The following is an 11,257-nucleotide window of genomic DNA, read 5'->3' on the forward strand; positions in this document are numbered from 1 at the left end:
AGAAGATGATCAGCTCGACGCTGGAGGCTCCCGCCTCCTGGCCCAAGCGGCTCATCACGCGTTGTCTCCAAGTCCTCATGAGGGCACCGGCTTTGTGCTCTATCAGTTACCGCCGATCGAGGGCAGTTCGAGACCTTTGGTGCCGTTGGAGACCATGCTGTAGACGGCGCGGCCCACGAGCGCGGCCAGGACGATGAGGAAGCCGGTGATGATGACCCACTCAACGGTGGAGGCCCCCTTCTCCTCGGCGAGGCGGCGCCCCACCTTGTCTCGGACGTCGCCGGCGAGTACCTGGAGGGTGACGAGTAGGGACAGCATGGTTCTCCTTCTTTCTTGTGTGTGTGCCTTGTTCGTGTATGCGAAGGGGGTTGGTGGCGGGCAGGGGACGTGGGGCTCGCAACGAGTCCGTGATTCCGGTCAGGGATGAGTGGACATCGAACCCATGATTCCGGTCAGGGCCGGATAGACGAGGAAGACGATGAATCCCATGGCGACCACGAGCTGGGCCACGAGCATGGACTCGGAGTTCTCTCCGGCCTTGCCCTCGGCGTCGGCCAGGTCGCGGCGGCGCATGCTGGAGGCCCGGGCGCCGAGGGACTCCCGGATCTTGGCGCCGTCCTCGGCCACGAGGGCCAGGGCGGCGGACAGGTCGCGCAGCTCGTCGATGCGCAGCTGGGTGCCCAGCTGGCCCAGGGCCTCCCAGGGGGTGTCTCCGCGCAGGCGGGCCACATCGAGGGCGTTGCGGATGCGCATCATGGCGGGGTCGTCGGAGAGGCTGGATGCGGCGTCGAGCGCCTCGGGAACGCCCCGGCCGGCCGACAGCGACATGGCGACCAGGTCGAGGAAGGAGCCGACGACGTGGCGGAAGTCCCGGCGGGCCTCCTCGGCCTCGCGGCGCAGGCGGGCCGTGGGCAGTAGCAGTCCCACCATGCCCAGCACGATGCTGAACAGGAGGGGCATGGACCAGTCCAGGGGTGCTCCCAAGATCTGCATGAGCCCGACGACGGCCATCGGGGCCGTGAAGGCCCCCAGCCCGATGAACAGGGAGGTGAGCAGGTGCCGCTCCAGGGAGCGCCCCACCACGGACAGGTCGGTGGTCAGGAAGGTGAGGTCGACCCCCGTGCGCCGGGCCAGGGAGGCGATCCTGAGGCTGAGGACGTCCGCCCACGGGGGTATCGCGGACTCGGAGGGGTTGAGCCTGCGCGCGTCCTCGCGGATCCGCCCCTCGCTGCGGCGGGTGTCCAACTCGGCCAGCGCCGCGGCCGGCTGGGTGACGGGCGGGGCGAGGATGAGGACGAGGAACAGGACGCCCGCACCGCTGATCGCCCCGCCGACGAGGATCCAGGTCATCATTCCTCCTCACCCCCAGCCTGCGCGGTGGCGGTCAGGAAGCGCCGGGGCAGGCGCACGCCCGCCAGCCGCCGCATCCAGAGCATCCCCATCGCGAACAGGGCGACGACGACGAGCAGCACCAGCTGCCCCTGCACGCTGGAGTAGGGGGCCACGAAGCTGCGGTTGAAGACCGCCAGGCCCAGCATGATGACAATTGAGAAGATGACGACGATCTGCGCCGAGCGCCGGGTGCCGGCGCGGGAGGCCGAGACGCGCTGACGCATGTCGAGCTCGGAGCGCGCGGTGTCCGCCAGGGCGCCGAGCAGCTGGCGCAGGCCCGGGCCGCGCAGGCGGGCGTTCATGATGAGAGCGGAGACGATGAGGTCCGCCGTCGGGTCGCCCAGGCTGTCCGCGAACTGGCGCAGCGCCGTCGGCAGAGGGACGCGTACGCGCATGCGGTCGGCCAGGAGGGCCAGGTCCTCGCGAATGACCGGGGCGGAGGCGTAGACGGTCGCCGGGATCGCCTGCTCCAGGCCCACCGCGCCCGCGATCGTGTCCCGCAGGGACTCGGCCCAGGTGGCCAGGGCCTCGACCTTGGCCGCCGAGCGCTTCTCCTCCTTCGCGCCGCCGAACAGCATCGGCCAGACGAGCACCAGGACGGCCCCGGCGACGGCGAGGACGACCCACCATGTGAGGACCAGCACCGCCAACCCGACGGCGAGGCTGACGACGAGTCGGCCGGAGAGCCCCTTGAGGTGCGCACGCAGAGAGGCCGAGGAGCCCGGGGTGGGGGTGGGCAGCATGTCGACGCCCATGAAGAAGCCGATCAGCAGGAAGATCCCGCCCCCGACGAGCGCCCCGGACAGGAAGGCGATGGTGGCAGTCGACTCGTTCATGCCACGCCCCTCCGGTAGGGGGCGGCCGGGTCGTAGCCGGCCGCCATGAGGTCGTTGACGCAGGAGATCGGCGCGGCGGGCTGGGCGGTGCCGGAGCCGTCGTCGGCGAAGACCTCGCTGGACAGGACGCGCCCGTCCACGCCGTTGACCTCGCGCACGGAGGCGACGTAGCGGCGCAGCCCCCCGCCCTGGGAGAAGCGGTTCTCTCGGGTCAGGAAGATGACGAAGTCGACCGCGCCGGCGATGAGGAGGTTGGTGGCGTCCTGGGGCAGGTGCTCGGCGGACTGGATGGCGTAGGTGGCGATGCGGTTGAACACCTCGGCCGAAGAGTTGGCGTGGATGGTGGACAGGGAGCCGTCGTTGCCCTGGCTCATGGCGTTGAGCATGGTGACGATCTCATCACCGAGGACCTCACCGACGATGACGCGGGAGGGGTTCATGCGCAGGGATCGCCGCACCAGGTCCGCCATGGAGATCGCTCCGGAGCCCTCGGAGTTGGGCAGGCGCTCCTCGAAGGCGACGACGTTGGGGTGCAGGTCCGCGAACTCGCCCAGGCCCAGCTCCAGGGCGCGCTCCACCGTGATGAGGCGCTCCTCGGGCGGGATCTCGTTGGCCAGGGCCCGCAGGAAGGTGGTCTTCCCGGCGTTGGTGGCACCGGCGATCATGATGTTCTTGCGGGCGCGCACGGCCGCCGAGCAGAAGGCCGCCAGCCGGGGGGTGATCGAGCCCAGCCCCACCAGCTCCTCCAGGCCCACCCGGTCCAGGCGGGCGCGGCGCACCGAGATCGAGGGCCGCGAGCAGACCTCCATGACGGCGGACAGGCGTGAGCCGTCCGGCAGGCGCAGATCCAGCTGCGGGTTGGCCGAGTCGAAGGGGCGCGAGGCCAGGCCGGAGTAGGAGCCAAGGACCTGGACGAGCTCGATGAGCTCCTCGTCGGACTCGGCCACCGGGGCGCCGCGCTCCTCGCGGCCGTCGGCGTACTGGATGAAGACGTTGTCGTAGCCGTTGATGTCGATGTTCTCGACGTCCTTGTTGTCCAGCAGCGGCTGGAGGCGGCCGACCCCGAACAGCGCCGCGTGGATGCCCTGGGAGACCTCCTCCTCCTCCTGGGCGGTCATCGGGCTGCGGCCGGAGGCGATCTCGGCGCGGGCGTGCTGTTCGAGCACGCGGCCGATGAGGGCGCGCGCGAACTGCCGCTCATCCTCCGGGGACATCGGGGGGATGCCGGAGCTGGCGTCATCACGCCGCTGCTGGGCCAGGAGGTCGGCGACCTCCTCGCGCATGTCACGAACGAGTCCCTGATCCACGCTCACCGCGCACCTCCGTTGGCGACGACGCCGGCCAGGGCGGTGGCCACGGTCCTGGCGGAGCGCACCAGGAGGGTGCGTCCCAGGGGGCGGGCCTGGCGACCGGCGAGGGAGTCGGCGGCGCCCGGATCGAGGGCCAGGACACCGACGACGGGGACCTCCAGGTTGCTGCCGCGCAGCAGTCGGGTCAGGTCCTCGGCCTCGTGGCGCACCTTCCAGGGAGCGATGAGCAGGATGCCCAGCCGGGCCTGCTCGGAGCGGCGGGAGGTCTCGGCGATGATCCAGGACAGGCGCTCACGCAGGTGCCCGTAGTTCTCCACGCCGGGACGGACCACGAACAGGGTGATGTCGGAGGCCAGGGCGGCGCCGAGGCTCGGGGCCCCGGGGGAGAGCCGGCCGACGTCGGCGATGACGTCCCCATGCTGGTGGAGGCTGGTGGTCAGTCCCGCCCAGCCCGCCCCGATGGCCGTGGCCTGGTCCGGGCGGGACAGGCCGACGAGGACCGGCAGGTCCCCCTCGATGACGGTGAGGTGGTCCCGCAGCGGGGTGGCCGGATCGCGGCGGATCGCGGCGGCCAGGGAGACGACGCCCCGGTCACTGTCCAGGGGCGCGCCCTCGCGACTGCGGGTGCGGTAGACCAGGTCGGAGCCGACCGGGTCGAGCTCGGCCAGGACGACGGGCCGCGGCCAGACCGCGGCGAGTACGTGTGCGCTCGTCGATGCGCCGGGGGAGCCTTTGGCGGAGGCGATCGAGATGAGCATCAGCTGTCCTTGATCGGCTGGTTGGTCGCGGTCTGGACGACGGCGATGGTGCCGTTGGCGGAGGCGCTGGCGAGCTTGGCGGCGTCATTCTTGTTCACGATGAGGGAGACGACGGCGCCCGAGGTCCAGTCGTTGTCCGTCCCGGAGGAGGGAGCGGCCTTGAGGACTTGTGCGCCCTCGATGGAGACCGACTGGTTGCCGACGTCCACGACGTCGACCATGTCCCCAGACCCCAGTCCCCCCGCGGGGAAGCGGCCGGAGGCGACCGAGACGCCGACGACCTGCTTGTCCCCTCCGGGGATGGGGGTGGTGGCGATCTGGGAGCTGTCCAGAAGCTGCCCCTTGGCGACCTCGACCCGCGCCGTGCGCCCGACCACCTGATCGATCTGATCGGCGGGGATCAGCGTGCTCAGGTCCGAGGAGACCATGGCGCTGACCAGGTCCTCCTTCGTGATGACCTCTCCGGCCCGGATCGTGTCTCCCGCGGCCAGCATCTGGACCCGCTTGTCCATCTGGCTCGCCAGCAGGCCCGCGAGCAGGGCACCCCCGACGATCAGCAGCACGGCGAGAGCGGCCAGCAGGGGGCGCCGCTCTCGCGGCGCCGAGGGCAGGCGCGCACCGTCCACGCCCTGCCCCTGACGGGGGCGGGCTGATTTCTCCTGGCCGGAATTGCGATCGTGACGCTCGGACGTACGTCCAGACAAACGGGATGCCATTTAAGGGAGTACCTCACACGAGTCGAGAATTTACATAGGGAATTCAGTAGAAAATGCCGTGAGCACACCTACTGAATCAGATGGAAGCATAGTATGCAACCACTGATCCTTCACACCATGGGGATCCCTCCCCATATCAAAACGAAGGATAGTTGTCCCCTTGACTCCTCTCCACTCGTCGTGGAAGGTAGTAAGCAGGCGTCCCACCACAGGCGACCTGACTCCGCAGATTCTCTCCGGAGCAAACGAATTCATCCAGACAAAGGAGATCACCGTGGCCGCAGTTAACGCAGACCTCGAAACCCTCGCGGAACTGTACAGAACCCTGAAGACTAACGTGGAGACCACCAACACCATTCAGACGCAGGTTGACGGCTCAGTGAATAGCGCGGTGTGGGAGAGCACGAACGCCACCAAATTCCGTGAGCAGTGGACGACACAGTTCAAGCCGGCGCTGAAGGCTTTGGAGGACGCGCTCGCCGAGGCCGGCACCGATGTGGCGAACAACCACAACAACCTCGCCATCTCCGGTGGAGAGAGCGTGGAGCACCTTTCTCCCGTCTCCCCCATCGCCTGAGTCTCGGCGAATACCGAGCTACAGCACAAGGTGGTCTGGGAACACGACTGTTCCCAGACCCCTTTTTTTGCTTTTCGGATGCTGCGCCATCCAATCGGGGTGGCGAGAAGCAAAGAACAATAAAGGCTGCGGGAGGAATGACGTTCCTCCCGCAGCCGGATTTTTCTGTCGGCCTGTGGGGTGGTGGGGCGGTCAGTTCTGGGTGCTGGAGTTCAGGCTCTGCGCCTCCCCAACCTTCAACGACACACTCCCAGAGGTCGACACCGACGGCAAACTCCCCTGAGCACCATCACTGGCCGTATACGACGCACTATAAGACACCCCCACCTTCACCGACGTAGAACCACCCAAATGCTCCGAACTACGCGTGAAAGTCATCGTGCACGAGCTGCTCCCCTCAGGCATCCCCGGCTGCCACGGCGTACCAAACCCCTGACACGACACCTTGCTATCCGGAGCCGACAACGTCAAACCAGACGACGTCGCCGTCACCGTCGCCGACACCGGCCCAGCAGTAGCCGTCGCCGTCACCGACTGAGGCGTATCCGCACTCGCCCACACCCAATTCTCCACACCCACCAACGTCTGCACATCACCATCCATCCGCGGATTCATCTCCACCGACGGAGCCGGAATCTCCACCGCCTTCCACGCAGCCTTAGCCAACGTCGCCCCATCAACCGGCGGAACCGGAGGCTGACCACCCGCAGGAACCCATATCGGACCTTTGGTATTAAATTCTGCCCTATACTTCGTGTACTCCGGATCCGAAAAATCATCCGGAGCACATTCTGGTGTATACCAATACCCTTCAGCGTCCGACCCATGCTCCTTCCAGTTCTCATACTTGGAAGTCTCTTGGTTATAATCAACGTCGGGACTCATTCTAGCGAGGTCCTTGAATTGCCTACTCTCAAAGAACTTCGCAGTATCTTTACCAGACATAGACGGCTTGTAGGAACACTTCGGCTTCACCGTAGTACCCACCTGACGGGAGGACGTCGTCGTTGCCCCACCAGAACCTCCCGATCCCGGAGTGGCGGAATTATAGGACACCGACACGGAGATATTGACACCGCCGTCGGCATTCTGGGAGGAGTGCCCTGAGACACCACCACCCTCCGCAAAAGCCGGGGACGACGGCAACAGGCCAAGAGGAGCGATCACCGCGCACGCCGCCGTCACCAAACCGGCACGCCTCACCATTGTCTTCAGCATTGATCCTTGCTTTCCACTGAGGAGTAATTGACAACCCAGCCTTTTTCGTTTCTGATCAGGCCCACCAGGAGGGAGATCTTATGGCCGAGGTCGTCCGAGGGGACCTGCGCCCCGTCCTGAGACACCAGGCGGACCTTCGTCTCATCGGTACACACCGCCACCGTTGATGAAAAATGATCGGGATTGACCTGAGCCGAGGTGATGGTGGTGCTGACCTCACCCTCAACATGCTGTCCGGCGGCGGCCCGCTCGTCGTAGACCTTCTTGAAGGCCTGATACTGGTCCCCGGCGGTGACGGACTCGACCTTGGTCGTCCCCTTCATGTCCCGGTAGGCCTCCCAGGTCGCCCGGCCATAGTCGACATAGGCCCTGACCACTTGGGACTGTTCCGCATCCAGATCGTCCGGGATCGACAACACCGTGTACGACGTCTTGGGATCCGACAGCGAGTTCTTCGTCACGGGCGCATCACTGCCCGAGGCGCTGGCCGTTGCGGACACGTCAGTGCCTGCGGTCTTCAACGGCGGGACGGTACCCCCCGGCTTCCCACCGCCCGATGAGCATCCTGCCAGCGCACACGCGGCAACCAGGACCATTCCGCCCCATAGGCGCAAGCGACGACGGCGGAACACGACCAACCTCCATAACCCGGCACGACCAACACCCACGCAACCGCGAGTAGCCCGACCATACCCGCTCGCATGTCGTTCCGTCACCATCAGATAACAGGTTTTATGTGGGAACTTCACACCATGGCCGTCTCCACCCACCACATCAGGGGCGCGACACGACCCGAGGTGCTGCAGGACCAACAGTCCCCCGGCAAGCCCGGGCGCAACGGAAACATCGGCCTCAACTCGGCTGCGGGGCACCGCTTCCAGCGCACGAGTATCCGGCTTCGGCACGGATCCTTGCTGTCGGTGTCGTCGGCTTGTGGGGTGGTGGGGCCAGTCAGTTCAGTTCTGGGTGCTGGAGTTCAGGCTCTGCGCCTCCCCAACCTTCAACGACACACTCCCAGAGGTCGACACCGACGGCAAACTCCCCTGAGCACCATCACTGGCCGTATACGACGCACTATAAGACACCCCCACCTTCACCGACGTAGAACCACCCAAATGCTCCGAACTACGCGTGAAAGTCATCGTGCACGAGCTGCTCCCCTCAGGCATCCCCGGCTGCCACGGCGTACCAAACCCCTGACACGACACCTTGCTATCCGGAGCCGACAACGTCAAACCAGACGACGTCGCCGTCACCGTCGCCGACACCGGCCCAGCAGTAGCCGTCGCCGTCACCGACTGAGGCGTATCCGCACTCGCCCACACCCAATTCTCCACACCCACCAACGTCTGCACATCACCATCCATCCGCGGATTCATCTCCACCGACGGAGCCGGAATCTCCACCGCCTTCCACGCAGCCTTAGCCAACGTCGCCCCATCAACCGGCGGAACCGGAGGCTGACCACCCGCAGGAACAAACACTGCAGGCTTGTGAAGGAAAGTGTTGGCTATTTTATTGTATTCATCCTTACTCATACCATCGGGCTGGCTGCACGACGACGGGAGGTACCAACGCCCTTCCGTATCTCCAGCATGTTGCGCCCAACCAGGATACTGAGCCACGTTTTCCTCATAAGGCTCATCGGGATCAGACTTCACTCTCGTCTTGCTTCCGTCCATATTCTTGGCCACCTCATCGCCGGTGCCTACTGGAAGGTACTGGCACGGAGGTTTGACCCTCGCCGAGAATTGCCTACTGGACGTGGTTGTCCCACCAGATCCTCCCGATCCGGGGGTGGCGGAGGTGTAGGACACCGACACGGAGACGTCGACACCGCCGTCGGCGTTCTGGGAGGAGTTCCCCGAAACACCACCACCCTCCGCAAAGACCGGGGACGACGGCAACAGACCAAGAGGAACGACCACCGCACACGCCGCCGTCACCAAACCGGCACGCCTCACCATTGTCTTCAGCATTGATCCACACCTTCCACCGAGGAGTAGCCGCCGGCCTGAAACGGCAACACTCACACAACCACAAGTAAATCGACCATACCGCCCATACACGGCCCCGTCACCACCGAATGGCGGATTCCCCATGGGGACCAGGCCCCATACCCACCCGGTCGTCTCCATCGCCGCACTCCGGAGCGCAATGCAGCCCGAACCGGCACAAGAACAAAACGACGGTGGGTGACCCCGAAGTGTTCGAGATCACCCACCGCCGTCAACTACGGCTGCGGTCGCGCCGCTCCTCGGTCCGTCTCAGCGCACAGGCTTGCGGATCTCGGAGGAGAGGAACCAGGCCTGCTGCTCGAGCTTGCCGATGAGGTCCTCGACGATGCCGGAGGAGGTGGGGTCCTCGGCGTCGACATCCTCGTCCACGCCGCGCAGGGTGGCGACGACGGCCTCAATGGCGGAGACGATGTAGGCCACGCCCTCGCTGGTGAGGATCTCGCCCTCGGGGGCGGCCGGGACAGTGGTGGCGGCAGCGATGGTGCCCGGGCGGCCGTCCGGGACGGCGTTGATGGCGCGCATGCGCTCGGCGACCTCGTCGGAGCCCTCGCGGGCGATGTCGACGACGTCGTCCAGGTTGAGGTGGATGTCGCGGAAGTTCGGGCCGACGACGTTCCAGTGGATCTGCTTGCCCACGAGCTCGAGGGCGATGAGGTCGGTCAGGACACGCTGAAGGTTGTCGCTCAGGGCGGCGGAAGCGGTGAAGGAAAGGTTGATGGACGGAGTAGTCATGGTGTCTGCGTTCATGGCCATTACTTTACCACTTAGTCAGGAGTCGTGGGTGTTACTTATGATTCACAGGCAAGCCATGCCTCACTCGGAAGAGGGGCTCACCTGCGCGAGCACGCCCCTCCCAGGCGCTCAGTTCCGCCTCGGGCAGCTCGTCGAAGAACGTGTCCGGCAGGTGGTAGCCGCCGAAGCCCAGCTCCCGCTCACCCGTCCCCACCGGAACCAGCCGCGCCACCGTCTGACGCCCGCGGGCGATATTGATCGTGGCGCCCTGCTCGACCTCTACCAGCAGCGCCGACAGGTGCGTCTTCGCCTCCTGAACCCTCACCGTCCTCATACGTCGATGGTCCCAGGGAGGACTTGACCTGGTCAACCGGATTGGTCAGGCTGCGTCGTCGTACGAGGCACCTAGCCCCGAAGCACGAACGGGGACCTTCCACGCGTCCGGGGACAGAAATCCTGCACCCGTACGCGTCGATGGCACCCGTCGGCGGCAGAATGTCCCCGACGACGTCGAATGCCCCCACCGGCGGCCGGCCGGACGCACGGCACGGACGGCGCAGACGACAAGGCCGCACCGTCACCGGACCGGTCGGTCCCCTCAGGCCCAGGGCTGGCGCTCGGCCCACTCCTGGGGGCTGACGCGGCGCCCGGTGTAGAAGGGCGTGTCCACGCGCACGTGCATACGCGCGTCCGTGTAGCGCTGGTGGTGCAGGACTCCCTCGAGGCGGTCGAGGGAGTCCGCCTCGAAGCCGAGGATCCACTCGTAGTCGCTCAGCCCGAAGGTCGCCAGGGTCGAGCCCTTGACGTCGGGGTACTTGGAGAAGCCGTGGCGCCCGTGCTGGGCCATCATCCGCGAGCGCTCCTCGGGGGCGAGCAGGTACCACTCGTAGGAGCGGACGAAGGGGTAGACCATGACCCAGTCGCGTGGCGCCACCCCTGCCAGGCAGGCGGGCACGTGGCGGGGGTTGAACTCGGCGGGCGTGTGCAGCCCCATGCAGGACCACACCGGCTCCAGGTAACGGCCCAGCGCGCTGCCGCGCAGGCGGTGGTAGGCGTCCTGGAGGACCTCGGGGTCATCGTCGAGCCACCACACGAGCAGGTCAGCGTCGGCGCGAAAGCCCCCGACGTCGTACCAGCCGCGCGTCGTCACGCCGCCGGCCTTGACGAAGTCGGCGCTCTCCCCCAGGAGCTGCTCGCGCCCGGGCTGGGAGGCGGGCAGCGGGCGGGTCAGGCGGAAGACGGCGTAGAGGGCGTAGTGGTACTGGTTGTTGATGGCCTCCAGGTCGACGTCGGTGGCGTCGCGCGGGTCGCGGTGGGGGCGGCGCTCCTCGTCCTCGAAGCGGTGCAGGCCGCCCTCGGCAGAACGTCCGCTGCGGCCACTGGGGTGACCGCTGGGGTGACTGCCGGGGTGACCACTGTGCTGGCCATGGGTGTCGGTGCTCATCTCTTCTCCTTCATGGTTCCGGAGCTGCTGGACGTGAGGCTATCGGGGCCGACCCGGACCATGCGGATCGGCGTCGGGTCAGTTGCCGCTCAGTTGGGGGTCAGTCACGGGTCACGGCCCGCTCGTGGTCGGCTGGTGGCCGGCCGCGGCCCCTCCGCCTGCGCCATCGGCCCCGTGGTGGCCGGGGCGACGGGTGCCGGGGCGGCAGCAGGACGGCGGGCAGACGGTGTGGAAGGGGCCGACGCCGGTGGTCGAG

14 protein-coding genes are annotated in these 11,257 nt (G+C 66.7%); 2 read left to right on the top strand and 12 right to left on the bottom strand.

From position 1 onward, the window contains the following. Positions 1 to 102: 102 nt before the first annotated feature. From RWR81_RS10375 to RWR81_RS10400, 6 genes are all read right to left on the bottom strand, one after another. Positions 103 to 318 (bottom strand): hypothetical protein, encoded by a 216-nt coding sequence (locus tag RWR81_RS10375; protein WP_314457503.1) that lies wholly within the window; start codon positions 316 to 318, stop codon positions 103 to 105. A 99-nt stretch (positions 319 to 417) separates the two neighbouring features. Beyond that, positions 418 to 1,350 carry a type II secretion system F family protein gene (locus tag RWR81_RS10380; RefSeq protein ID WP_314457507.1) on the bottom strand — a complete coding sequence of 311 codons (933 nt, stop codon included), beginning with the start codon at positions 1,348 to 1,350 and terminating at the stop codon, positions 418 to 420. Then, positions 1,350 to 2,228 carry a type II secretion system F family protein gene (locus tag RWR81_RS10385; RefSeq protein ID WP_314457509.1) on the bottom strand — a complete coding sequence of 293 codons (879 nt, stop codon included), beginning with the start codon at positions 2,226 to 2,228 and terminating at the stop codon, positions 1,350 to 1,352. The genes RWR81_RS10380 and RWR81_RS10385 overlap by 1 nt, the downstream gene beginning before the upstream one ends. Beyond that, positions 2,225 to 3,541, bottom strand: coding sequence for an ATPase, T2SS/T4P/T4SS family (locus RWR81_RS10390; protein WP_314457511.1), 1,317 nt, complete (start codon positions 3,539 to 3,541; stop codon positions 2,225 to 2,227). Before RWR81_RS10390 ends, RWR81_RS10385 begins: the two co-directional genes overlap by 4 nt. Further along, a complete protein-coding gene (locus RWR81_RS10395; protein ID WP_314457513.1) occupies positions 3,538 to 4,296 on the bottom strand; it encodes a hypothetical protein in 759 nt (252 codons plus the stop codon). The genes RWR81_RS10390 and RWR81_RS10395 overlap by 4 nt, the downstream gene beginning before the upstream one ends. Next, on the bottom strand, positions 4,296 to 5,012 hold the full coding sequence (locus RWR81_RS10400; RefSeq protein WP_314457515.1) for an SAF domain-containing protein: 717 nt from the start codon (positions 5,010 to 5,012) through the stop codon (positions 4,296 to 4,298). Before RWR81_RS10400 ends, RWR81_RS10395 begins: the two co-directional genes overlap by 1 nt. Positions 5,013 to 5,172: 160 nt before the next feature. On the opposite strand from RWR81_RS10400, the gene RWR81_RS10405 reads away from it, so the two are divergent. Continuing rightward, the gene (locus RWR81_RS10405) at positions 5,173 to 5,589 is read left to right on the top strand and encodes a hypothetical protein (RefSeq protein WP_314457517.1); all 417 of its coding nucleotides are present in this window, start codon (positions 5,173 to 5,175) and stop codon (positions 5,587 to 5,589) included. Positions 5,590 to 5,781: 192 nt separating this feature from the next. Here RWR81_RS10405 and RWR81_RS10410 read toward each other — a convergent pair whose 3' ends face one another. The 6 genes from RWR81_RS10410 to hemQ all read right to left on the bottom strand — a co-directional run bounded on the left by RWR81_RS10410 (position 5,782) and on the right by hemQ (position 11,001). Beyond that, positions 5,782 to 6,807, bottom strand: a complete 1,026-nt coding sequence (locus tag RWR81_RS10410; RefSeq protein ID WP_314457519.1) for a hypothetical protein — start codon at positions 6,805 to 6,807, stop codon at positions 5,782 to 5,784. Further along, positions 6,801 to 7,328 carry a hypothetical protein gene (locus RWR81_RS10415; RefSeq protein ID WP_314457521.1) on the bottom strand — a complete coding sequence of 176 codons (528 nt, stop codon included), beginning with the start codon at positions 7,326 to 7,328 and terminating at the stop codon, positions 6,801 to 6,803. The genes RWR81_RS10410 and RWR81_RS10415 overlap by 7 nt, the downstream gene beginning before the upstream one ends. Positions 7,329 to 7,763: 435 nt before the next feature. Further along, positions 7,764 to 8,489: a hypothetical protein gene (locus RWR81_RS10420; RefSeq protein ID WP_314457523.1), complete on the bottom strand. Its 726-nt coding sequence runs from the start codon at positions 8,487 to 8,489 to the stop codon at positions 7,764 to 7,766. A gap of 585 nt (positions 8,490 to 9,074) precedes the next feature. After that, complete coding sequence (locus tag RWR81_RS10425; protein ID WP_314457525.1) at positions 9,075 to 9,572, bottom strand: DNA starvation/stationary phase protection protein; 498 nt, start codon at positions 9,570 to 9,572, stop codon at positions 9,075 to 9,077. Positions 9,573 to 9,609: 37 nt separating this feature from the next. Next, the gene (locus tag RWR81_RS10430; protein ID WP_314457527.1) at positions 9,610 to 9,891 is read right to left on the bottom strand and encodes a type II toxin-antitoxin system Phd/YefM family antitoxin; all 282 of its coding nucleotides are present in this window, start codon (positions 9,889 to 9,891) and stop codon (positions 9,610 to 9,612) included. 264 nt (positions 9,892 to 10,155) lie between these two features. Continuing rightward, complete coding sequence (gene hemQ / locus RWR81_RS10435) at positions 10,156 to 11,001, bottom strand: hydrogen peroxide-dependent heme synthase (protein ID WP_314457529.1); 846 nt, start codon at positions 10,999 to 11,001, stop codon at positions 10,156 to 10,158. On the opposite strand from hemQ, the gene RWR81_RS10440 reads away from it, so the two are divergent. Further along, on the top strand, positions 10,984 to 11,257 hold a 274-nt coding region (locus tag RWR81_RS10440; RefSeq protein WP_314457531.1), incomplete at its 3' end, for a hypothetical protein. The two genes, hemQ and RWR81_RS10440, sit on opposite strands and share 18 nt — an antisense overlap.

It is taken from the genome of uncultured Actinomyces sp. (assembly GCF_963526355.1).
GTDB lineage: Bacteria > Actinomycetota > Actinomycetes > Actinomycetales > Actinomycetaceae > Actinomyces.

Coding starts and splice junctions, on each gene's coding strand:
- RWR81_RS10375 (WP_314457503.1), bottom strand. CDS start 318: ATGCTGTCCCTACTCGTCACCCTCCAGGTACTCGCCGGCGACGTCCGA.
- RWR81_RS10380 (WP_314457507.1), bottom strand. CDS start 1,350: ATGACCTGGATCCTCGTCGGCGGGGCGATCAGCGGTGCGGGCGTCCTG.
- RWR81_RS10385 (WP_314457509.1), bottom strand. CDS start 2,228: ATGAACGAGTCGACTGCCACCATCGCCTTCCTGTCCGGGGCGCTCGTC.
- RWR81_RS10395 (WP_314457513.1), bottom strand. CDS start 4,296: ATGCTCATCTCGATCGCCTCCGCCAAAGGCTCCCCCGGCGCATCGACG.
- RWR81_RS10400 (WP_314457515.1), bottom strand. CDS start 5,012: ATGGCATCCCGTTTGTCTGGACGTACGTCCGAGCGTCACGATCGCAAT.
- RWR81_RS10410 (WP_314457519.1), bottom strand. CDS start 6,807: ATGCTGAAGACAATGGTGAGGCGTGCCGGTTTGGTGACGGCGGCGTGC.
- RWR81_RS10420 (WP_314457523.1), bottom strand. CDS start 8,489: ATGGACGGAAGCAAGACGAGAGTGAAGTCTGATCCCGATGAGCCTTAT.
- RWR81_RS10425 (WP_314457525.1), bottom strand. CDS start 9,572: ATGAACGCAGACACCATGACTACTCCGTCCATCAACCTTTCCTTCACC.
- RWR81_RS10430 (WP_314457527.1), bottom strand. CDS start 9,891: ATGAGGACGGTGAGGGTTCAGGAGGCGAAGACGCACCTGTCGGCGCTG.
- hemQ (WP_314457529.1), bottom strand. CDS start 11,001: ATGAGCACCGACACCCATGGCCAGCACAGTGGTCACCCCGGCAGTCAC.